The sequence below is a fragment of the Bacillus sp. GW823-FHT06B01 genome (assembly GCF_058952315.1).
Window position 1 is genome coordinate 53,170 of record NZ_JBXAHR010000004.1, and the last position, 24,454, is coordinate 77,623.

Annotated in this window: 18 protein-coding genes and 1 pseudogene; 9 read left to right on the top strand and 10 right to left on the bottom strand. The window is 33.3% G+C overall.

Translation table 11 applies throughout. The annotated features are described in order from the left end of the window. Positions 1-98: 98 nt before the first annotated feature. Complete coding sequence (locus AC1Q8N_RS18860; protein WP_048542823.1) at positions 99-1,397, bottom strand: MFS transporter; 1,299 nt, start codon at positions 1,395-1,397, stop codon at positions 99-101. A gap of 328 nt (positions 1,398-1,725) precedes the next feature. Between AC1Q8N_RS18860 and lytS the strand changes: the two genes are divergently transcribed. From lytS to msrB, 6 genes are all read left to right on the top strand, one after another. After that, on the top strand, positions 1,726-3,495 hold the full coding sequence (lytS, locus tag AC1Q8N_RS18865) for a two-component system sensor histidine kinase LytS (protein WP_048542822.1): 1,770 nt from the start codon (positions 1,726-1,728) through the stop codon (positions 3,493-3,495). Beyond that, positions 3,473-4,213, top strand: a complete 741-nt coding sequence (locus AC1Q8N_RS18870) for a LytR/AlgR family response regulator transcription factor (protein WP_048542820.1) — start codon at positions 3,473-3,475, stop codon at positions 4,211-4,213. The genes lytS and AC1Q8N_RS18870 overlap by 23 nt, the downstream gene beginning before the upstream one ends. 133 nt (positions 4,214-4,346) lie before the next feature. Beyond that, a complete protein-coding gene (gene lrgA / locus AC1Q8N_RS18875) occupies positions 4,347-4,778 on the top strand; it encodes an antiholin-like murein hydrolase modulator LrgA (RefSeq protein WP_000104908.1) in 432 nt (143 codons plus the stop codon). A 34-nt stretch (positions 4,779-4,812) separates the two neighbouring features. Further along, on the top strand, positions 4,813-5,505 hold the full coding sequence (gene lrgB, locus AC1Q8N_RS18880; protein WP_079519763.1) for an antiholin-like protein LrgB: 693 nt from the start codon (positions 4,813-4,815) through the stop codon (positions 5,503-5,505). Positions 5,506-5,833: 328 nt separating this feature from the next. After that, complete coding sequence (locus AC1Q8N_RS18885; RefSeq protein WP_048542816.1) at positions 5,834-6,877, top strand: AI-2E family transporter; 1,044 nt, start codon at positions 5,834-5,836, stop codon at positions 6,875-6,877. A 91-nt stretch (positions 6,878-6,968) separates the two neighbouring features. Further along, on the top strand, positions 6,969-7,934 hold the full coding sequence (gene msrB, locus AC1Q8N_RS18890; RefSeq protein WP_404519956.1) for a peptide-methionine (R)-S-oxide reductase MsrB: 966 nt from the start codon (positions 6,969-6,971) through the stop codon (positions 7,932-7,934). 27 nt (positions 7,935-7,961) lie between these two features. On the opposite strand, the gene AC1Q8N_RS18895 is transcribed toward msrB, so the two are convergent. Then, entirely contained in the window at positions 7,962-11,078 is a 3,117-nt protein-coding gene (locus tag AC1Q8N_RS18895; protein ID WP_404519954.1) for an efflux RND transporter permease subunit, read from the bottom strand. 142 nt (positions 11,079-11,220) lie between these two features. On the opposite strand from AC1Q8N_RS18895, the gene AC1Q8N_RS18900 reads away from it, so the two are divergent. Then, complete coding sequence (locus AC1Q8N_RS18900; RefSeq protein ID WP_404519952.1) at positions 11,221-12,093, top strand: TetR/AcrR family transcriptional regulator; 873 nt, start codon at positions 11,221-11,223, stop codon at positions 12,091-12,093. A 190-nt stretch (positions 12,094-12,283) separates the two neighbouring features. Here AC1Q8N_RS18900 and AC1Q8N_RS18905 read toward each other — a convergent pair whose 3' ends face one another. The 5 genes from AC1Q8N_RS18905 to AC1Q8N_RS18925 form a co-directional block, all read right to left on the bottom strand. After that, entirely contained in the window at positions 12,284-13,744 is a 1,461-nt protein-coding gene (locus tag AC1Q8N_RS18905) for an ArnT family glycosyltransferase (protein WP_098827577.1), read from the bottom strand. Between the two features lie 97 nt (positions 13,745-13,841). Further along, positions 13,842-15,434, bottom strand: coding sequence for an ABC-F family ATP-binding cassette domain-containing protein (locus tag AC1Q8N_RS18910; protein ID WP_003295909.1), 1,593 nt, complete (start codon positions 15,432-15,434; stop codon positions 13,842-13,844). A 247-nt stretch (positions 15,435-15,681) separates the two neighbouring features. Beyond that, on the bottom strand, positions 15,682-16,503 hold the full coding sequence (locus AC1Q8N_RS18915; protein WP_048542805.1) for a glycosyltransferase family 2 protein: 822 nt from the start codon (positions 16,501-16,503) through the stop codon (positions 15,682-15,684). Positions 16,504-16,531: 28 nt separating this feature from the next. Beyond that, positions 16,532-17,986, bottom strand: coding sequence for an oligosaccharide flippase family protein (locus tag AC1Q8N_RS18920; protein ID WP_048542803.1), 1,455 nt, complete (start codon positions 17,984-17,986; stop codon positions 16,532-16,534). Between the two features lie 435 nt (positions 17,987-18,421). Further along, on the bottom strand, positions 18,422-18,934 hold the full coding sequence (locus tag AC1Q8N_RS18925; RefSeq protein ID WP_000412137.1) for an acyl-CoA thioesterase: 513 nt from the start codon (positions 18,932-18,934) through the stop codon (positions 18,422-18,424). A 320-nt stretch (positions 18,935-19,254) separates the two neighbouring features. On the opposite strand from AC1Q8N_RS18925, the gene AC1Q8N_RS18930 reads away from it, so the two are divergent. After that, positions 19,255-20,568, top strand: a complete 1,314-nt coding sequence (locus AC1Q8N_RS18930; protein ID WP_404519949.1) for an ArnT family glycosyltransferase — start codon at positions 19,255-19,257, stop codon at positions 20,566-20,568. 93 nt (positions 20,569-20,661) lie between these two features. On the opposite strand, the gene AC1Q8N_RS18935 is transcribed toward AC1Q8N_RS18930, so the two are convergent. The 3 genes and pseudogenes from AC1Q8N_RS18935 to AC1Q8N_RS18945 all read right to left on the bottom strand — a co-directional run bounded on the left by AC1Q8N_RS18935 (position 20,662) and on the right by AC1Q8N_RS18945 (position 22,717). Next, a complete protein-coding gene (locus AC1Q8N_RS18935) occupies positions 20,662-21,363 on the bottom strand; it encodes a methyl-accepting chemotaxis protein (RefSeq protein WP_371273001.1) in 702 nt (233 codons plus the stop codon). Positions 21,364-21,465: 102 nt separating this feature from the next. Then, a pseudogene (locus AC1Q8N_RS18940) lies at positions 21,466-21,960 on the bottom strand (protoglobin family protein); the annotation flags it as partial. Between the two features lie 124 nt (positions 21,961-22,084). Continuing rightward, entirely contained in the window at positions 22,085-22,717 is a 633-nt protein-coding gene (locus AC1Q8N_RS18945; protein ID WP_000924371.1) for a trimeric intracellular cation channel family protein, read from the bottom strand. Between the two features lie 271 nt (positions 22,718-22,988). On the opposite strand from AC1Q8N_RS18945, the gene AC1Q8N_RS18950 reads away from it, so the two are divergent. After that, a complete protein-coding gene (locus AC1Q8N_RS18950; protein ID WP_404519947.1) occupies positions 22,989-24,389 on the top strand; it encodes an O-antigen ligase family protein in 1,401 nt (466 codons plus the stop codon). The last annotated feature ends 65 nt before the right edge of the window (positions 24,390-24,454 follow it).

Here is a 24,454-nt window from a genome sequence, read left to right on the forward strand (position 1 = left end):
TTATATAAGAAGAGGAAGCATTTCATTTGAGATGCTTCCTCTTTACTATTTATTTAACTACTTTTCTCGAAGGAGATAGTACCCTGTACAGTTTCAATCTATTCTAATACTTTATCTTTTGTCTCTGGGACACATAATAGCATTGTAACTAAACCGATTGGATAAATAATGAAGATGAGAGATAGTGCTCCCATTAAATTACCACCTGCAGCAAGTAAGCCGATAATAACAGGTCCAAATCCAGCTAACCCACGTCCTGTACCGAAAATAAAGTTTTCGGCTGTCGAGCGAGCTTCAGCAGGGTAGTTTTCAGCTAAAACAGCTCCGAATCCCCCCATCATGCCATTGGCAAAGAATCCAAGTAGTGCACTTCCCCATAACAATGATGTTGGGTCTGTGAATAAGAAGAAGTAAATGAGACAGTATATAGTACCACCGACATAATAGATTGTAAAAGTTTTACGGCGGCCAATTTTATCGGCTAGAATACCAAAAGTTGCAATTCCAATTAGCATGCCGATTGTAGAGATGAACATCCAACCGCTCGCTTTTGCTAATGTGTAGTTATATTTATTCGCTAAAATAGTTGGCATCCATGTGAAAATTCCATAATATCCGAAGTTCTGGATGAATGACATAATAATAAGACCGATTGTTGTTATCGTTACTTTTTTATTGGCAAATAACTTTCGAAGTGGGAACTTTTTCATTTGCTTTAGTTGTTCTGCCTCGGTAGTTGTTAAATTACCTTCAGCTTCTTTTTGTAACAATTCTTTTTTGTATCGTTGTTTTTGTTCCCATATTTTCGGTTCACTTAAACTTTTGCGGACGTAAACAGCTAATAAAGCGGGAATGAGTCCAAATAAGAAAACAGCTCTCCATCCAAAATGTGGGACGATAAATGCTGGAAGGAGTGAAGCGACTAGTACGCCAAATTGCCATCCAAGTGCAACAACGGATGTCGCCTTAGCGCGCATTTCTTTAGACCATGTTTCAGTTACGATGGCCATTCCAATACCGAATTCACCACCAACCCCCATTCCAACTAAAAAGCGAAGAATTAATAATTGCCAATAATCTGTTGCGAAATAAATAAGTGCTGTTGCGAGTGAGAATAGTAAGATTGTGAAGGCCATCGTACGGATACGCCCAAATAAATCAGCAATAAATCCGAATAAATAAGACCCGATTAGCATTCCTATTGTGGTAGCTAATGTTAAGTTTCCACCTTCAACAGGGCTTAAATGAAATTCTTTTAAAATGTAGACGAGTACGAAAGATAAGAGCAACATATCTAAACCTTCTGCTGCATATCCTAGCGCAGAACCAAACAATGTTTTATATCTTTTCTCCTTCGTTTCCTCTGTTGTTGATTGTACATCAGTAGTAACGTTCATCATTACTCCTCCTTATTTTCTTCTACAGTCGCTATGGAAGAATAACAAAAGGCCTTCTCACCTGATATGATGAGAAGGCCAAAAAAGCATACGTATCTCTAAAAAAGACCATACGTATAGTATATTCCGACTTCCTTCTCAACCTCACGGGGTTGGGTTAAAGGACTGTATTATATTACTTTATTTTTAGCACTCTTCTATTAGGTTGTCAAATAAAGAGGGGATAGTTATGTGTAAAATATTTCAAAAGATATTGCATTCTTCTTGACGCCCACTTCATTATTTTCCCATAATAAAACTAACTCATATAAAAAGGAATGAATCACAGATGCTAAATTTAGTACTTATGATGATTGAACGTGTCGGACTTATTGTTATTTTAGGATTTTTACTTTCTCATATTAGAACGTTCAGGCGCCTTCTTCATAGACAAGATGGATATGTAGATAAGCTTAAGCTTATTTGTATTTTTTCAGTGTTTACAATTGTCAGCAATTACACGGGAATTGAAATTGCGGGGAATACAATTATGAATGAAAATTGGCTACAAGGTGTTTCGTCATCTAGTACAATTGCGAATACACGTATTATGGGTGTTGGAATTAGTGGATTGCTTGGTGGTCCTATCGTCGGAATTGGAGTAGGATCGATTGCTGGTATTCACCGTTATATGCTTGGCGGGACGACAGCGCTAAGTTGTGCAATCTCTTCAATTTTAGCAGGTGTTATAACTGGGTATATTGGACACATTTTCAAAAAATATAATCGTGCAATTACGCCTAAATTTTCAGCGATTTTAAGCGTGTTTATCGTTTCTTTAGAAATGATTATGATCTTATTAATCGTAGAGGATGGAATTAGTATCGTGAAAACAATTGCGATACCAATGATCCTTGTAAATAGTTTCGGAAGTTTTATTTTACTTTCAATGATACAAGCTATTTTGCGTCAGGAAGAAAACGCGAAAGCTCTGCAAACGCATAAAGTATTACGAATTGCTGATAAGACATTACCGTATTTTCGCAGGGGGTTAACAGAAGAGTCTTGTAAACATGTGGCACAAATTATTCACCGCTTTACGGGAACAGATGCGGTATCCTTAACAGATACAGAGAAAATATTAGCTCACGTTGGATTGGCATCAGATCATCATATTCCTTCACACAGTTTAATAACAGGTTTATCGAAAGAGGTTTTACATACAGGGAAAATAATGAAAGCGAAATCACGTGAGGTTATTAATTGCCAACATGAAGGCTGTCCTTTGCAAGCAGCTATTGTTATTCCATTAACTTCACATGAAAATACGATAGGGACATTAAAACTGTATTTCAAGAACCCTAACCAGTTAAGTCGTGTTGAAGAGGAACTTGCAGAAGGATTAGCAAAAATATTTTCCACGCAGCTTGAGTTAGGTGAAGCAGAGTTACAAAGTAAGTTATTGCAAGATGCCGAAATAAAAGCGTTACAAGCACAAATCAATCCGCATTTTTTATTTAATGCAATTAATACCGTATCAGCTTTATGCCGAACAGATGTAGAAAAGGCAAGGAAGTTATTATTGCAGCTTAGCGTGTATTTCCGTTGTAATTTGCAAGGGGCACGTCAGTTGTTGATTCCACTAGAACAAGAATTAAACCATGTACAGGCATACCTATCACTAGAACAAGCAAGATTCCCAAATAAGTATGAGGTAAAGATGTATATTGAGGAAGAGTTAAAGACAACATTAGTACCACCATTTGTTCTTCAACTGTTGGTTGAAAATGCGTTGCGACATGCTTTTCCGAAGAAACAGCCAGTATGCGAAGTAGAAGTGCATGTTTTTGAAAAAGGGGGCATGGTTCACTTCGAAGTAAAAGATAATGGACAAGGAATTGAGGAAGAACGCTTAGAACAATTAGGAAAAATGGTAGTGTCGTCAAAGAAAGGGACTGGAACAGCTTTATATAATATTAATGAACGACTTATCGGGTTATTTGGGAAAGAGACAATGCTTCAAATTGAAAGTGAATTAAATGAGGGGACAGAGATTACTTTTGTTATTCCTAAAAAAATAGGGGAGGAAGAACGGAGTGTTAAAAGTATTAGTAGTTGACGATGAAATGTTAGCACGTGATGAATTGAAGTATTTATTAGAGCAAACGAAAGAAGTAGAGATAATTGGTGAGGCGGATTGTGTAGAGGATGCATTAGAGGAATTAATGAAAAACAAACCAGATATTGTTTTCCTAGACATTCAGCTATCTGATGATAACGGATTTGAAATCGCAAATATATTAAAGAAGATGAAAAATCCCCCTGCAATTGTGTTTGCTACTGCCTATGATCAATATGCATTGCAAGCATTTGAAGTAGACGCGTTAGACTACATTTTAAAACCATTTGATGAAGAACGTATCGTACAGACATTAAAGAAATATAAAAAGCAAAAACAAATAAAATTAGAAACAAATCAAGAGGTAAAGAGTGTAGACGTAACGACCGAGATGCATAAATTAGCATTACCAATTGAGGAATCGATTGTACTTGTGAATATTGAAGATATTATATATGTAGGCCTTGTGGATGGAAAAGTGACAGTAAAAACAATGAGAGAAACGTATGTAACACACGATACGCTTGTAATTTTGGAAAAGAAGTTGCCACAAGCAAGTTTTATGCGTGTCCATCGCAGTTTTATTGCAAATATTAATCATATTACGGAAATACAACCATGGTTCAATTCTACATATAATTTAATTATGAAAGAAGGATCAAAAGTACCTGTTAGCCGTACATATGCAAAAGAACTCAAAAAGCTACTTCGTATTTAAGAAGTAGCTTTTTGCATTTCATCTGCCTATTTTTGTAACTAATTTTGTATATTTGACGTTCCGATATGCAAACGCTTACAGTTTTGTTTTTATCTTATACAATAAAGGTACCAAATCGAAAGAGGTGGCCAAAATGAGTACGAAAAAAGTATATAGTTTCTTATCACAAGCATTCATATTTTCAGCTATTATGTTAGTTTCTAATATTATTGCAACGCATTTACCAATTCCGATGCCTTCATCGGTGATCGGATTAGTTATTTTATTTAGCCTATTATGTTTAAAAGTTATTAAATTGGAACAAGTTGAATCACTCGGAACGGCTTTAACAGGTATTATCGGATTCCTTTTCGTTCCATCAGGTATTTCGGTTATTAATTCTCTCGGTGTAATGGGACAATATTTTGTACAAATTTTAACTGTAATCGTTGTCGCAACAATTATTTTACTCGCTGTAACAGGATTATTTGCACAATTTATTTTAGGAAAAGACGATAAAGAAATAGAAGATACGAAAGAATTGAAAGTAGTAAATAAAGGACGCAAGCACGGAAAAGTTGCGTAACCAATTTAGTATATATTGCTAGGAGGGAATGAACATGGCAAGCACAATGACTCCATATTTCGGAATCGTCGTTTCATTAATCGCATACGGAATCGGAACATTATTATTTAAGTATTCAAAAGGATTCTTCTTATTCACACCATTATTCGTAGCGATGGTATTAGGGATTGTCTTTCTAAAAGTAGGTAACTTTACTTTTGAAGAATATAATACTGGCGGAAAAATGATTAGCTTCTTCTTAGAACCAGCAACAATCGCGTTTGCAATTCCATTATATAAACAAGTGGATAAGTTAAAAAAATATTGGTGGCAAATTTTATCGGCTATCGTGGTTGGATCTATTTGCTCAGTAATTGTCGTGTTTATTGTTGCAAAAGCAATTGGTTTAGATACAGCAGTAATGAATTCAATGTTACCACAAGCAGCAACAACAGCAATTGCATTACCAATCTCTGAAAGTATTGGTGGTATACCAGCAATTACATCGTTTGCAGTTATTTTTAACGCAGTTATTGTATACGCATTAGGAGCATTATTTTTAAAAACATTTAGAGTAAAACATCCAATTGCAAAAGGTTTAGCACTTGGAACAGCAGGTCACGCATTAGGAGTGGCAGTAGGAATTGAAATGGGTGAAGTAGAGGCAGCTATGGCAAGTATTGCTGTAACAGTAGTTGGGGTTGTAACTGTAGTTGTCATACCGATGTTTATGCCATTCATTGGATAGTAAAACTTACTTAAAAAAACGAGAAAAGCAAGCTATTTGTAGGACAGATTTCTACTGATAGCTTGCTTTTTATGTTACAGTAGTGGTAAGACCTATGTTAATAAAATGTAAGTTTCCTTAAATCTTCATTAATACTGTGTAGAATACGTTTTGAATTAGGTCATTGTATTGTAAAATAAGAAGTAAGCTACTATAGGATCTGCTAAGAGAGATCTATAATAAGCTTATAAAAATCTTTATATGAATGAATAATTAAAGGTAGAGAAGAGAGAAAAAATCTACTTATTAACGTTTTACTTTATAGGACAGGAGAGAGTACTCGTCGATTATGCAAATAAAAAACCTGTTTCAAAGCAAAGGATTTCAGAGGTTTCTCGTATTAGTAATACTTGCTCTCGTGTTATACGGGCTGCAAAGTATGTTGAATTTAATTTTAATTACGTTTATTCTCACATATTTAATGGATCGATTCCAAAAGTTTATTTCTCGCAAATTAGATCATTTCATGCCCATTAACCGAAAAATTATTATAGCGTTTCTATATGTAATGTTAATTGGTGGAATTGCTATTACGCTATTTAAATATTTACCAGTATTAACGATACAAATTTCACAATTGATTTATCAATTTAACGTATTTTTAAGAAACCCACCGGATAGTGAATTAATTAAGTATGCAGTTAATGCTGTCAATCATATGGAACTTTCGAAATATGTAGGACAAGGCGTTGACATTTTGTATAAATCGATTACGAATGTTGGGAAATTTGGCCTTCAAGTGTTACTTTCTTTAATTTTAAGTTTATTTTTCTTATTGGAGAAAGCTCGGATCGTTGCTTTTACTGCAAAATTTAAAGAAAGCCGACTTGCAATTTTCTATACTGAAATTGAGTACTTCGGTAAGAAATTTGCACGTTCATTCGGAAAAGTAATCGAAGCACAATTTTTAATTGCAGTTGTTAACTGTGTTTTATCCGTTATTGCACTATGGATATTAGGATTCCCGCAATTATTAGGTTTAGCGTTAATGATCTTCTTACTCGGTTTAATTCCAGTAGCTGGGGTTATCATTTCGTTATTCCCGCTTTGTATGATTGCTTACAATATTGGCGGTATTATGTACGTTGTTTATATTTTAATTATCGTAACAGTAATTCATGCGCTTGAAAGTTACGTGTTAAATCCGAAGTTCATGTCGCAAAAAACAAACTTACCGATCTTCTATACATTTATGGTATTAATCTTCTCAGAACACTTCTTAGGTGTATGGGGATTAATTATCGGTATTCCAATCTTCATTTTCTTATTAGATGTCTTAGATGTGACAAGTGATGAAATAGAGAATGATGCCAGAAAAAATAAGGTGAAGTAAAGAAAAAGCATCGATGTTCGATGCTTTTTCTTTTATAACATGATGTTTTTTATGCCATACTGTAAGCAGAAGATAGAATAGGGGTGAAATAATGGCTGTAAATGAAAAGGTAGAGTTAGCTACATTTGCTGGAGGGTGCTTCTGGTGTATGGTTTCGCCATTTGAAGAGATGGAAGGAATTATAAAGGTTGTTTCTGGTTATACAGGTGGTCATAAAGAGAGTCCAACATATAAAGAAGTATGTTCAGAAACGACGGGACATTATGAGGTAGTACAAATTACATTTGATACAAATAAAATGCCGTATGAGGAGTTATTAAATATATATTGGAGACAAATTGATCCGACTGATATAGGAGGACAATTTCACGATCGTGGACAGTCTTACGAAACAGTAATTTTTTATCACAATGAAGAACAACATAAAAAAGCAGAGGCTTCAAAAGAAGAGCTTGCAAAGAGTGGACGCTTTTCAAAACCAATTGCGACAAAAATATTACCAGCAGCTACGTTTTATCCAGCTGAAGACTATCACCAAGGATATCATAAGAAAAATACATTCCGCTATGAGTTATACCGTAAAGGATCGGGACGAGATGCTTTTATTAAACAACATTGGCCAAAAGATAATACTCATTTAAAAGAAAAACTCAATGAGATGCAGTTTTATGTAACACAGGAAAATGGTACAGAACCGCCATTTCGAAATGAGTATTGGAATCATAATGAAGAAGGTCTTTATGTAGATATCGTTTCAGGAGAACCGTTATTTACTTCTTTAGATAAGTTTGATAGTGGGTGTGGATGGCCTAGTTTTACGAAGCCAGTCATGTCAGCAAGTGTGAAAGAAAAAATGGATGTCAGTCATAATATGACGCGTACAGAAGTGAGAAGCAAAGAGGGAGATTCACATCTAGGTCATGTATTCCCAGATGGCCCAGGACCAAATGGTCTTCGTTACTGTATTAATTCCGCAGCCCTTCGATTTATCCGAAAAGAGGAATTAGAGAAAGAAGGATATGGTGATTTTCTAATCTTATTCGGAAATAAAAAATAACCTCGCTAACTGCGAGGTTATTTTTTGTTATTTTGCTTTTTTCTTTTTGAACTTGCTTAATACTTCATAAACGATTGGAACAATAAGAAGTGTTAATAACGTTGAACTTGTTAATCCACCAATTACTGTTACACCAAGTCCTTTAGAAATTAAGCCGCTACCTTCAAATCCTAATGCAAGTGGGATAAGAGCACCGATTGTTGCAATTGCAGTCATTAAAATAGGGCGAAGGCGTGTAGCACCAGCCTCTAATAAAGCTTCACGTGTTGATAGACCTTCATTTTCTTTATGAATAACACGGTCGATAAGCACGATTGCGTTTGTTACAACGATACCGATTAACATAAGTGCACCAATCATTGCAGAGACACTTAACGTTTCACCAGAAATTAATAAGGCAACAAGAGCACCGATAATTGTGAATGGTAGCGAGAATAAAATTGCGAATGGTGCAAGGGCACCGCCAAATGTAACGACAAGAACGAAGTATACAATGGCAATCGCAGCTAACATCGCTAAGCCAAGTTGCTTGAATGATTCTTCAATATCTTTTGTAACACCGCCCATAGAAACATCTACACCGGAAGGAAGATCCATTTTATCTACTTCCTTTTGAACAGCCGCAGATGCTTTTGAAACGTCATCAGATGTTAGTTTTGCACTTACTTCTGCATAAACACGGCCATCGCGGTGTTTCACTGTATTCGAAGTTTCACCTTCTTTTACAGTCATAACATCTTTCACAGCCACTTCAGTACCAAGTGGCGTTGTAATTTTACGATTTGTTAAGTCATCGATTGTTTCATAATTTTGTTTTTCAGCTTCTACATATACATTGACATCTTTACCGTCTTTTTTAATTGTTGTCAGAACAGGGCGATCATGTTGATTAGAAAGTCCCATTCCAATTTGCGCAGCTGTTAGACCCATTTTACTTAGTTTTTCCTGATCTGCGACTAAAGTGTACTCTGCATACGTTTTTGCAATACTAGAGTCAATATCCTTTAAGTCTTTATTTTTCTTCATGATATTTTGAATATCTTTGACGATAGGTTTAATGTCTTCCGAGCTATCTCCGTAAACGTATAGTTTAATTTCATTACTACCGCCACTCGCTCCGAAGTCTTGGTTTTTCCATTCGCCTTTTCCAGACATCTTCTGTAAATCTTTAACGACTTGCTCTTTTTCTTTTTCGAAGTTTTTCGTGTCGTTATCATATTGCACGAAGAACATTGCTTGATTTGATTGACCAGGACTCATTGGGTTTTCGCCACCTAATGAGAATTGAATTGTTTTGACGTCTTTATTATCTTGGAAGTGCTTCTCAGCTTTCGTTGCAATTTTTTCAACATCTTCTAACGTTTGACCTGGTTCAGGGTTGTACGTTGTAATGATCATTTTTTCTTCTTCAGATGGTAAGAAACTTACACCGATAATTGGCACAAGTGCAAGACTACCAACTAATAGAAGGACAGCAATGCTTGATGTGGTGATTTTATGATTTAAAGCCCATGCAAGTATGCGTTTATACCCGTTTGCTAATTTACTTGGTTTTTCTTCATGATGTACTTCTTTTTCCCTCATGCTCTCTTTTTTAAATAAAGAGTGAGCTAACATCGGCACGATTGTAACTGCTACTAGTAACGATGCTAATAAAGCGAAGACGATAGTTAAGGCAAATGGTAAGAACATTTCACCAATCATACCTTTTACTAGTCCAAGCGGTAAGAATACAGCAATTGTTACAATGGTAGAAGACATAATTGGGATAAACATTTCCTTCGTAGCTTCACGAATTAAATCTTTTCCGCGCAGTTTCTCTTCTGATAACGACATTCGTCGGTAAATATTTTCAATAACAACAATGGAGTCATCGACGACGCGGCCAATAGCGACTGTCATTGCTCCAAGTGTCATAATATTAAGCGTAATATCCATTTGCTTTATGACTAATACAGCAATTAATAAAGAAAGTGGTATGGAAACGACAGAGATTAATGTTGTTCGGATATTTCGTAGGAACAGCATAATAATAACAATCGCAAATATAGCACCAAAAATAGCTTTGCTCAGCATTGTTTCTACTGATTTCTCAATCGGTGCACCTTGGTCGAATGTTGAAATAATCTCTAAGTCTTTATATTTTTTCTCAAGGTCTTTTACTTTATCTTTCACTGCATTTACAACATCAACAGTATTCGCGTCAGCAGCTTTCACAATTTGAATTCCAATTGCTTCTTTTCCATTTGTTCGAGAAATAGATTCTGCTTTTCCGACTTCTTTAATTTCAGCAATTTCATCTAATGTAACTGTCGGAATCCCGTTCATAGCCGCTGGATTCATTTGCGGCGTTTGTGTACCAGCTCCAGCGTTTTGACTACCTTGACCGCTCGGTGATGAAGGTATAGCTGGGATCTTTAATTCTTTTAATGCTTTTATTGTTGTAATATTTCCATCTACAACAACTGATTTTTCTGTGTCTTTAAATGTATATAAGCCAAGTGGTAAAGATACGTCCGATCCTTTAATTACATTTTTTACAGTATCTTCACTTAAACCTAATTCTTTCATCTTATCTTTCTTGAAGACAAGTTGTACTTCATCTACTTGTTGACCTGAAATTTGAACAGATGCGACCCCATCAAGTCCTTTTAATCCAGGAACAACATTTTTTTCTACATTTTCAGTTAAGGCAGCTAAAGATTCATTTTTACTTGCTACGCTTAACGAAATAACTGGAAAGGCATTGAAGTTTACACGTGAAACTTTCGGGTCTTTTACACCTTCTGGGAGTTTCACATTTGTGAGAGCTTCTTTAATTTCTGTTTCAGCCTTTTCCATATTTTTATCAAAATCATATTCTATCTGAATAGAAGATGCGTTTTGATAAGATGATGAACTAACAACGTTTACACCACTTAAATTTTGTAGTTGCTCTTCCATCGGTTTTGAAACTTTGTCAGCTACTTCTTCTGGTGTAGCACCAGGATAAACCGTAGTTACTGTTACAACAGGTGTTGTAATATCAGGAATTGTTTCCAGCTTCATATTCAGCCCAGAATAAATACCTGCAATGGTAACAATAATGGTTAGTAGCCAAACTGCGAACTTATTTTTTAACGAGAAATTAATAATTTTGTTCATGTTTGCGCTCCCTTTGTATTGTATTGACCAACTGGTCAGTCTAATACATAATATAACTGACTGATCGGTCAGCCGTCAATGAAAAGGGATGGTATAATAAATTCATAATAAGATGCGAGATTAAATTTAGGAGAGACATGATATGAAAGAAAAAGAGCGCTTAATTATAGAGATGGCTATGAAGTTATTTGCGACTAAGGGTGTAAATGCGACATCAGTACAGGAAATTGTGACAGCTTGTGGCATATCTAAGGGAGCTTTCTATTTATACTTTAAATCGAAAGATGAGCTTTTATTAGCAACACTTCGATATTACTATGACAAGATTCAAAATAAAATGCTGGATATTGAAAATGAATCGTTATTGCCGCGTGAAAAATTTGCAAAGCAATTGCATTGTCAGTTTAACGATATACAAAAGCATAAAGAATTTATTATTATGCATGCGAGGGAAAATGCTATACCTTTTAATAAAGAAGTAGAAGAGTTTATGATGAGGATGAAGTTAGAGTCTCACGCATTTTATCGGAATAGTTTATTGTCTATTTATGGTGACAAGGTTATGCCTTATTTATTAGATTTAGTCATTATGGTAGAAGGTATATGCCGTGGATATTTAGAACTAATCATTTTACAAGCACCAGAAATTGACTTATCTTACGTTTCTGCATTTATTTTGAAAAGAGTAGATGATTTAGTAGATGGATTGGTAGAATCTTCGGAAGAACCTGTGTTACATGAAGAAAAGCTTGGGGAATTTCTTTGTAAATCAGAGCTTATTAAGGAGCAGGTTAAGGAACACTTTTTAAAAGAAGTTATTGTTTTTAAACGTACATTAGCTGATCAACTAGAAGATGAGGAATTGCTTGTTACATTAGATGTTTTGGAGGCAGAAATGAGATTGCAAAATCCAAGGATCCCGGTCATTCAAGGGATGTTGTCTAATTTAGACGTATACCCAAATTTAAAAGAATTTCGCTTACGACTTATGGGGTATTACAATATAAAAAGGTAACAATGATAGTTTTCATTGTTACCTTTTTTATTAATGAACGAATACTGCTTCCTTATATTGTTGTAAATCGTGTAAGGGTGTTATTACGTGAATATTTCAAAGGGCTGATATGGCATTGTGCATGTTTGGTGTACTTTTATATTATTCGATAAGATAATCTGTATTGTGTATATAAAGTTCAATAATCTTTTTATTTTAAACCTTGTATTGAGTTTCTTTTTGTTATTAGGATATGACATATATACAATCCATAGCTTTGAATAATCGTAAAGCTAGGAACGATGAAATAACGATATCTTGTTTGATATTCGATTAAGAAATGAATAGCTACATAACCAATTATTAGTAGTAAAAATAATGTATAAGGAGTTTCATTTTGTTTAGTTATTATAAGATAAAGAAGTGACAATATACCAAATAGCAAGGTGGTAACATAAATATATCTTTCGTATTTTATAAGGTTGTCTTTTAATGTGATTATATCATTGTCTTTATTTTCTAATCCAAATAAACTCCACATCGGAGCTGAATCGTAATCGGCCCACATAAGTATGAACTTGTCTTTAAATAAAGATAAAACTTTTTTCGGATCAGCTATGCGTTCTTGAATAAGTTTTTTTTCAGCGACTGTCCGTTCCTCACCAATTTCAATGGATGTAATATATTCTGCATCTTCCTCAGAATAACCGCCTTTTGTGTCATGATTAAACCCTACTGTGAATTTCCAGAGCGGATCACGATTAGAGAGCGGATATTGTGTAACACCGGTGGATATAAGTATGTAGCTAATAATATAATGTACAAGGTAAAAAATGATGAAAATACCAACAAGTTTTTTTATAGAATGGAAAACACTCTGTTTTGATTTTCCTAATATTCCTTGTAAAAAGGTATAAATAGTTACGGCAATCAAAATTAAGGCACCGAGTGGACGGATGATATCTCCTAGAGATAGGAAGATTCCTATAAAAATCCACATATATTTATGGCTTAATCCCTTTGTAATTAATATATAAAAACCAAGGTAAAAGAAGAAGGTAGCAAGGTGTTGATTTGTTAATACAGAGCTCATTATAATGCTTGGGATATATAGCGAGTATATTACCCCTGCAATACGTCCAGACCATTCATTAAATACCTTTGAAGTAATCATGTAAACCAGTAATGTTGTTCCTGTAGAATATGCAACATTTAAAATCTTCAGCAGTGTAGGGGATTCTCCGAATAAATTTATAATAAAAGCTTGATACATTGTAAAACCAAGTTGATACACCCATGAAGTATAGTATGTATTTTGAGCAAAACTAAAGTCGCCTTTAGCGGCTTGGACTGCGCTATAGTACATCATTGCAAAGTCAGATTCGATAGGGGTTGGAATATTGAGAATCCAGATCAATCGAATCGAAAAAGCTAAAGTAATAAGTGAAATAGTAAATACTATTTTTGACATATATTTATTCGCAATGTAACCAATAAGTAAAAGGAGTAAACCTATAATAAGGGGCAGGACTATAACAAGGAAACGAGAACCGGAAGTACTTCCGATTATGGATATGGAATACCATGTTATGGCTGCATAAATAAATAGGCATAGTAGTAATAAACACTTTACAAAACATGCATTGGCTTTTAGAGAAAATGTATTTTGCATTATATGTTTAAACTCCTTAATGAATTTTATAAGTTATTTCAATGAAAATGGCCCTATGCAAACTTAACTTGGTCTGCATAGGGCTTGTTTTAAGAAATTAAGAGTTTTGTTGAGACCATTCTTCTACGTCCCAAACTTTTGTTATCCAATCTTCATAAAAGTCTGGTTCGTGACATACAAGTAGAATCGTTCCTTTATATGCTTTCATAGCTTTCTTAAGCTCTTCTTTTGCTGTAACATCAAGGTGGTTTGTTGGCTCATCAAATAGTAGCCAGTTACTTTCTTCTCCCATTAGTTTACATAAACGAACTTTTGCCTGTTCACCACCACTTAATTGATTTAGAGGGCGAGAGATATGTTCATTTTTCAAACCACATTTTGCTAACATTGCACGGATTTGATGTTGGTCCATGCTAGGAAATGTATTCCACACGTCATCAATCGGTGTTATATTATCAGCTTTTACTTCTTGTTCGAAGTATGATGGCGTTAGGAAATCACCAAGGCTTGTTTTACCACTTAATGGTTTAATCTTGCCTAAAATTGTTTTTAGTAATGTTGATTTACCAACACCATTACATCCAACAATTGCAATTTTTTCACCGCGTTCAATTGTCATCGTTAATTTTGGTAATAATGGATGTGTATATCCGATTTCTACATCTTCACCTTCAAAGACGAAACGACTACTTGCGCGACACTCTTTGAAAGAGAATTCTGGCTTAATTGCTGTTTCAGGACGATCAATACGCTCCATGCGATCAAGTTGTTTTTGACGACTCTTTGCACGACCCGTCGTTGAATAACGAGCTTTGTTCTTCGCAATAAAGTCTTCTTGCTTTTTAATAAATTCGCGTTGTTTTTCATAAGCGTTTATATGCTGATTTTTATTGATTTCCGCTAGCTCTAGGAATTTTTCATATGTCGCTGTATAACGCGTCATTTTTGTGAATTCTAGATGGAAAATAACATCAACACATTTATTCATAAATTCCGTATCATGGGAAATTAATAGGAAGGCATGTGGATATTCTTTTAAATAACTTGTTAACCAATGAATATGTTCAACGTCTAGATAGTTGGTAGGTTCGTCTAATAGTAATACTTCGGGTTGTTCAAGTAGTAACTTTGCAAGTAATACTTTTGTACGTTGTCCACCACTTAATGCAGCAACATCACGATCTAAACCGATTGCATCAATTCCAAGACCACGAGCTGCTTCCTCAATTTTAATATCTAATAAATAGAAACCACCTGCTTCAAGAGCATCTTGTATTTCTGCCATTTGCTCAAGAAGTTCCTCTAATTCTTCTGGTGTAGCAGTGCCCATTTTTTCTGTAACTTCATTTAAAGCTTTTTCTTTTTGAAATAGAGGTAGAAATGCATCGGCTAATACATCACGAATTGTGCGACCGGGTGTTAAAATTGTATGTTGATCTAAGTAACCGTAATTTGTACCAGGTGTCCATTCTACACGGCCCTCATCATGGATAAGTTGACCAGTAATAATATTCATAAATGTTGATTTACCAACACCATTTGCACCAACTAATCCAACGTGCTCACCCGCTAGTAATCGCATAGATACATCTTTAAATAATGTACGATCGCCAAATGTATGTCCTAGTTTTTCGACTGTTAATAAGCTCATAATATCCTCCGTCCAACTTGAAATAGTATCTTGAATCATGATACTAAATTCTTTCGTATAATGCTATCATTTCAAAATGTATATTTTTTCAAAAAAATATGTTTCATTATTTTGAAAAATATATATATGATGGTGATAAGTATGAGAGATTTATTGGAGAAGTACCAAAAACGTCGTAGCGTGAAGGGGTAGAAAAGACTATTTTGTCTATAATAGAAAGATAGATAAATAGAAGGTACAATCAGTTTATTAAAAATGATTGCACCTTTTTTAGGGTAAATAAAAATTATTTAAAGTATCCACGGATAATGCCTCTTACCCGATTTGCATGGAATTTACGTTTATTGTTCAATATATTTTGCATCATGCGGAATGTAGCGGCAACGACTGCACGTACAAGGTAAGGAAATCCATAATGTAAACGAATAACTTTACCAAAACCACCAGCGTAAGAAATAGCTCTGTTTAATGATTGTTCATCTATAGTATCCTCTTTTACAGGATGGTACACGAAAAGATTTTTTCTAAATAAACCTATATAATTTTTTTTCATACCTCGTAGTACGAAATCAGTCTCTTCACCGGCGCCATAAATTGTTCCAGATCCAACACCTAAATCTTCATTAAATGTGCCAACGTCTTGTACAAATTGTTTTGTAAAAAACAGAGCGAAAGAGGGGCCCATGAATCCATACTTATTATTTAGAATGATATCTTTATCAGGCGCATGTATTAAAGATCCTGTTTTTTCAACGTTTGTAGTGTTTGTCGATATAAATTGAATATGTGCATTTGAGTTAAACGTTGCTACTATGCTCTCTAAGACATTCGTTTCGTAAATACAATCATCATCTGGAAAAGCAATAACATCGCCATCAGCTACTTGTAAGCCGATATTTCTTGCGCGAGATAGGCCTTTAATAGGTGTATAAATATAGTTAATAGAAAAATTATTGGTATATTCCTCAAAGAGCTCAGAGATTGGAATGTCATTTTGATCTACTACAATAAGTTCGAAGTTTTTATAAGTTTGTTGTTTAAGTGACTTTAGTAGATCTAGAATATCATCACGTCTACCACAAGTGGCCATAATCAAAGAAAATTTCAATTTTAACAGCTCCTTTAAGAGGTTGCGTTTACACCTTTTTGAATCGTACTTGTAGCTTTCCTAGTAGAGCTAATAGAATCTCATCTTTTGTTACAAATAAGATAAGAATGTATGTTGATCCGCATATCAATATTACTAGGGCGAATTGTATGATTTGTCCAGAGACTAACTTTTTTATAATAAACGCTATTGGTAAAAATGTTAGAGAATAAAATAGGTATTTAAGTTTTTGAATATCAAACAATGTATAATTCACTTTTAATTTCTTTTTTATATATATATATTCGAGAGTAATTAATCCAATGTTTGCAATGGTTGTTGTGAAAATTGCTGTTGTGGGAGTGAGTATATCGAAAAATATTAATGCGATATTGGATGCTAAGTTGACGAATCCACAAATAAATAAAAAGCGCACCAAAATATTTTCTTTCTTTTTCACATAAATAATTTGATTCGATAAGATAGACTCAATACCTACTGTGATCATATAAAAAGCAAAAATAATTAAAGTATTACCAGCGGGAGCGAATTCCTTTCCACCATAAATAATGACGGCCTTATGGGCAATGAGCATTAGACCGATTGCCGCAGGAAATAAGGTAATGAAATATACCTTTGATATTCTATTTAATAAATATTCATATTCATTTTCAGTTGCGTTTCCAGATAAATACGAAAGCCTTGGAATCGTGACTTGTACAACACTTAACATAAGTGTATTGATGATAGTCATAATTTGGAAAGCCATAACATAGAAAGCGACTTCTATTTTTCCTGCGTATGCGCCTAAGACAAGTCGATCTAATTGTGTATATAAAATATTGGCATTTGAAAAAATAACGACTAATACTAAGGGTTTTAAATGTGGAATAATCGTTAAGTTAGAAAAATCAAATTTAACTTGGCGTTTCACATATATAAAACTAATAAAATGATTTAAGAATGTTGATATCACTAATAAGCAGGCAAATGTTTTATAATCATTCACTCCATGAACTAGAGAGAAAAGAAGTCCAACATAGATAAGTCGAACAACAATTGTTTTTTTAGTAATGAAATCATAATTTTCATATGCTTCATTGAACCACTCCACATAAAATATATTTGAAATGAAATTGAAGCCGAAGATTAGAAGGACAGGGAATAAGTTTTCGTTACCGTATCCAATGTAACTAAAGAGTAAAAAGGATAGTAAGGCCAAAATACTAGTCGTAAAGTTAATTACATAAAGACTTGTAAATAACTTAGAAACTTTACTTTTATCATTTTTTATTAAACTCATTTCACGTAGTCCGTATTGATATACACCAAATACTGCGAATATGAAAAAATAATTAAAAATAGTTTCAGCATAGTTAACAGTTCCTATTGAATTGGCTCCTAGCATTCGATACGCGTAAGGACCAACTAAGATTGGGAGTATAATATTAAATGTATTGAGCAGTATTTTATAAAAGATATTAGAAATAATTGATTTTTGCATGATTTCACCTTTTCATTAAAGTAATACGATTTAATCAAAATATCATTTATATCGTATTAAGAACCCTTATTAGAGATCATTATTTGGCTCCATATAAAAATACATTTGAAGTGTGAATAATTTTAGTATAATGAAATACATTTTATATACAGTTTTGAAGGTATAGTTTTTTATATGAGCAATAAATCATCACCTTCATTTGTTAATTACGAGTATAAGTGTACCTTACATAAACTTTGTAAATCAACTATTGCTTGTATAGAAATAAATATAAAATAAATTGTATAAAAAAGAAAATAAGAATGGATATGCGTAGTTAAGATAGATATATATATGTTAAGGGGTGACTATAAAAATCGTAGTGGATGTTTGAATTGTTTACAAAGCAATGAGCGAATATATATACTACATATTCGCTCAGAAGGAAATTGTTTTTTATACGCTCCAAGGTTTATTTAAAGTTAGTACTTCAGCCATTTCTTTACTTTTTAGACGTCCTTTTTTTCGGTCTTCTGCACGTTCTAGACCAGTTTTGTGCAACCAATGTTCTTCTTCAGTTTCTGGCAGTACTTGCGGAACCGAAGAAGGTTTCCCATCTTTTAGAGCTACGAATGTAATGAAGCAAGTAGCAGCGATGCGACGTTCTCCTAATAATAAGCTTTCTGCGATAACCTTCACAAATACTTCCATAGATGATTTACCAGTATAACAAACAAACGCTTCGTAACAAACAGAATCAGCTTGTTGAATTGGTGTTAAAAAATTAACAGAATCAATAGATGCTGTAACGCAATGCTTTCTGCTATGTCTGGCAGCTGCAATAGAAGCAATACTATCAATTTCCGCTAATAATTTTCCACCGAATAAAGTTTGATGATTGTTCAAATCGTTTGGGAAAACACGTGTTGTTTTAATTGCTTTTGATTCTCTCATAAATTTCTTTTCCATATAATCAGCCCCTAGGTTACGTTTTCAATCAGAGTGACATGTTCTTTATGACATAAAAGGAGTATTAGTTCCTATTGGATTTTACCAGATATTCAAATGAGTAAAAGGTATGGATAGAGGGGGAGGAATACTTCTGCAAGTATATTCATGCAACTGAAAGAAAATTTATTTTGTCTAAAATGTAGTGTAAAAGAGGATTCGCTTACATTGCAAGTGAAAAGTGAAGAATACATATTTGTTATATAAATTCCCTATCAGCTGTGTGCCCATTCATGATAGAATCGTTGTGTTATGAATGGAAATAGAGGTGCAATGGACATATGAATCATATACAAACAAATTTTTCATCTTTCTCCAGTAAAATAATGGTTGGTACGATGCTCGCATTTTTTATTTATAGTTGCTGGTCAGCATTTGAAACGAGTAAGCAATTTTTTGAAGGAAGTACAATGAGTTTAACAATTATATTAGTAATTTTTATTATCTTTATTTTGTTAGTAACATCGATTTTACAATATCGTTTTACAGATAAACAATTTCTTATTTTTCTTATAGGCACATCTATAGTTGTGAGACTTAGTATGGTTATATTTATAGATGTTCCAATGATTGGTGATATGAAAGCAATGTATGAATCTGCAAAGCAGGTTGCAATTGGTAATAACATAGGGAATGTAGCTCAGTTACCTTTTATCATTTATGAATCGATTATTATTCGTATATTTGGTGATACGGTATTTGCTTTACAGCTATTTAATGTTTTATTTTGTACAGGGACCATATTCTTCATTTATCGCATTACGTCAATGATTTTTGGGGAAGAGTGTGGTCGTATTGCATCTGTATTTTATGCTTTATATATCCCAAATATATTTATGAGTTCCTTATTAACACAAGAATCGCTCGCAATATTTCTATTTTATTTTGCTTGTTACATACTTTTATATAAAGGATTAGATCATCCTTATATGTGGGTGTTTTCAGCAATCTTCTTTGCATTTAGCAATATGATTTTCCCAATGGGATTATTTCTTCCTATTTTTATCACTGTATATGTGTTGTTAATTGAATTTTTTCAATCAGCAACGAAACAAAAAGTGCTATTAAAGATGATAGGCATACTAATTCTATTTTATAGTGCTCATTTTTGTGTGAATTACGGAATTAAGGCAATGGGGATGTCCCAATACACGATTTCGAATGAGATGTATGTTCAATCTGTTTTAATTGGGAAAAATCAAAGTGAGGAAAAAATAACGAAAAATCAAAGTGTATCAGAGCACATTAATCAAAAGTTAAAAGAGATTGAAGATGAAAGATTTAATCTTTTAAAACCAGTAATTAATCAGTTTTCAGATGAGGGAGTAAATTCTATTCTATTTAAATGTGAAAAACTTATATATATAATGGTAACATTATTTATGGCTATAGCATTATTACATTTCCTTATTAAGACAAAACAAAATGAAGGATATATGTTGTTCTTATTGTTAATTAGTGGATATGTGTTGTTAAGACTTTTCCAAGTACATATGGCATATTACAATATGATTGTGCCAGCCTTGTTTATTTTACAAAGCTTTGGTATTTATATGAGTTATGTTTACTGTCAAAAAATATTTTTCAGAAAATAAAAAGAATCCATTTTGGATTCTTTTTTTGTAGATGGATGATTAGAGTTCATACAAAGGAGAGATGAAGAATCTCCACCCTTATATTTGTTTGCTTTATCGGTTTAGTTCTAGCTGCAAACTATCCGCTGTTAAGGCCATTTTTGAGGAGTCGTCTTGAATACTCTTCATTACCTGTGAAATAACTTCTAATTCATTTTCAATTTTTTTATTCTGGTCTTTAGAGTTAGACATATCTTTTACGATTTCTTGGAAATATTGATCTGTCGCATGCATACTATCTGTCCCTTCAGATACGAGAGAGCTAATTTGTTCTACGGAGGAAGAGACGTGGATAATTTGTTTATTAGTTTTTTCAACGAGCTTTGTAACGTTGTAGATAGATTCTTTCGTTTGCTCTGATAACTTTCGAATTTCTCCCGCTACGACTGAAAAACCTTTACCGAATTCACCAGCACGTGCAGATTCAATAGCAGCATTTAATGCTAGTAAATTTGTTTGCTCAGCGATTGATTTTACGATATCAATGATTTCGTTAATTTTATTAGAAATATCGAGAAGTTCACGAGTATCAGTAATGATAGTTTCCATATTTGTTTGAATGCTTTCCATACGTTTGTTTTGCAGATTTAATTGTTCTTTTCCTTTATTAGCCTTTTCTTCTGATGTTGTGGCTAATGATGTACCTGTTTTTGCAATTCCTACAATATTTTCTGATTTAGATGTTAACTGTTGAATAGAAGAACTTGTTTTTTCAGATACTGCTGCTAGTTCTGTTGCAATATGTGTAATCGTCATAGCTGTCAGTTCTTTTTCTTTTTCATGTTCTTTTTGAATTCTTTCATATTCGGATTCATAAGCCGCAATAACAAGTTCTTGTTCTAATGTAAATAATTTGTTTATTACATTTATAGAATAAGAAAAATCCTCTATTGTTGAAATTTTAGTTTGCAAAATCTTCATGACGGAACGGAATAATTCTTGATAGGCTGCAGTATACCATTTTCTATGTAAACCAATTTGTACATGTCTTCTTGCAATTTTAGCACGTTGTTCAATAAAATCTTCATACATATTACCGCTAAACAATTCTTTAATATGTGTCTTTAACGTTTGTTTTAATTTGGGAATAGAGCTGTAGCGTTCAATAACGGCAATTAAATTAGGTTGTTTTGTGATGTTGGTGTAGAATTTTTCAGTGATCCAATCTATTTCCTCATAAATAAACGGCTGTAATACTTTTACAATTTGTAAATCTTCCTTCGAAATATGTAGCATATCCATTTGAGTTTTTAGTTCAGAATTAGCAGGCACATTAAATATTATTTGTTGGCCTTTACTTAACTCAATTATACTGGTGTTTGTTTTATTTTTTTTAAAAACCCCAAGCATCATTCTTCCCCCTGTTTGTAAAGCGTTTTCAATTTTGTATTCTAACGTAATTATATATTGTTATATGAAATTACTCTACAGTATATGGAATTGTATATAAATTAAGAGAATTCTATGTAGAATCCTCTTAATGGCCTTTATTAATCTTAGCGTGTGTTTTAAAGAAAACTGGGAAATGTACATTATATATTACAGTCACGACACGAATAACGAATGTTACTAATAAACAAACATAGAAGGCTAATACGTGCGCGCCCATTGCATGTGTGATTAGGAAGCTAATTGCTCCTAAGATAGAAGCGATTGCGTAAATTTCTTTTCGGAATACGTAAGGGATATCTTGAGCGCAAATGTCACGCAAAATACCGCCTCCAATACCTGTAATGACGCCCATTGAAACTACTAAAAACGAGGCGTCAACGTGATGTGACATTGCTGCATTTGCACCAATAGCTGTGAATACACCTAAACCAACAGCATCAGAAAGCATAATAACGACTTGAAGTTTATTGATGCGCTCAAAAAACATACAAGTAAATAATGCTGATAATACGCTTACGAAAAAGTAAATGGGTTTTACAAATGCGACAGGAGGCAGGTTACCAATCATAATATCACGAATAATACCGCCGCCGAGCGCAGTAGCTACAGCTAAACAAAGGACACCGAATAAATCTAAATCTTTTTTCAAACCAACTAATGTACCAGAAATGGCAGCGGCGATAATGCCAAGAAACGTAAATATATCGATTAATAACATGGCTCTAATTCCTTCCTTATAAAGATGTTCCAGAGAAAAAATATACACTAAAGTTTTGGAAATAACAATGTATTTTCTTTACGTGTAAAAAAAAAGAATAAATTAGGAAAGAAAGCGTTTGAAAATACAAATTTATTACCTTTTCTATTATAAAAATTGGTATATAAATCGGATAGTTTAACAATAAGGTTATGTTATAATAAACATTTGAGATGAATAAAAAATGTTTATTTTATAGGTTGAAATTATGTAATAGTTATGGAGGCTTTAAATGTTAAAGGAAAACAGTATAAGTAGTAAATTTGAAAATTTCTTACTGATTTTTATAATGTTACAGCCAATTCTAGATTTACTCACGGCATTTTGTATAATGGTTTTAAAAATTGATACAACCATTGGAGTTCTTGCGCGTCTATTTGTCATGGGCCTAGGAGGAATATACATTGTATTCCAAGCTAGGAAAAGAGGGAATCTTAAGTACTTGCTGTATATAATTGGAATGGGTGCTTTTTTCACTATAGGACTAATTAATAATAAATTGGTTAAGGATCCTATCGTATTAGGGGAAGAGATTAAGTTTATAGCGAAATCTTTATATCCGTTTATCATGTTTACTTGCTATATTTTGGTCTTTAAATCACTTAAAGAAAATAGGCATTTTAAAATGCGAAACAATATTGCCTATGCAGCATTAATTATAAATATAGTAATGGTAGTTTCAGTTGTAACAGGAACAGATTATAACAGTTATGATTGGTTAAAGGTTGGTTCACGTGGATGGTTTTATGCAGGGAATGAATTAGGTTCAATTCTGGCGATTATTTGTCCAATAGTTGTTTTATATTCTATTGAAAAAACAACTAGTATGTCTAAAATATATTGCTGGATTCCTTCTATTTTGATTATTTTTTCATTGTTTGCCGTTGGTACAAAGGTTGGATTTGGAGCGATTTTTGCTACAATGATTATTGCGTTCATCATGTGTTTTATTCAGGCATTTATGCAACGTAAAGATGCGAAGAAAAATGCATATGTATTAAATGGTATGATTGCAATGACTGTTTTTCTAGGGGTAATGGCATACACTCCTTTCTCACCATTTATGAAAAATATGGGGCTACATTTTCAAGTAATTGAGAAGCTGCAAAATGAGAAGAAGGAAGAAAATGCGAAACAAGTAGAAGAATTGAAAGAACATAAACCTCACGTTATTGAGACGGAAAAAGAGAAAGAAATTGAAAAAGAAAAAGAACAGAAAGAGGAAACACAGGCTATTATTTTTAGTGGCAGGGAATTATTTGAACAGCAGTATAAAGAGTACTATGAAAAAGCTCCTCTTTCTCAAAAAGTATTAGGTATGGGTTATTCAGGTAATTATAAAGGTGAGCCGAAATTAATTGAACGAGATTTCCATGATTGGTTCTATTCATTTGGAATTGGTGGACTTGTGTTACTTTTACTACCTTTTGTATACTTTGGATTTAAAATTATTAGACTTGCATTGACTAAATTTAAACAATTATTCACTGTGAAATATGTATTAATAATGACCGGAATAGGTTTAGCCTTAGGTATTTCATTTATAGCTGGTCATGTTTTAATGGCACCGGGTGTAAGTTTTTATTTAGCCCTTATTAGCGCATACCTACTTGTTGATTTGGAAATTGAATGATTAAAAAATAAAAGCTAGCGCATGTTAGCTTTTATTTTTGTTATAGTAAGTAAAAATAAAAAGTG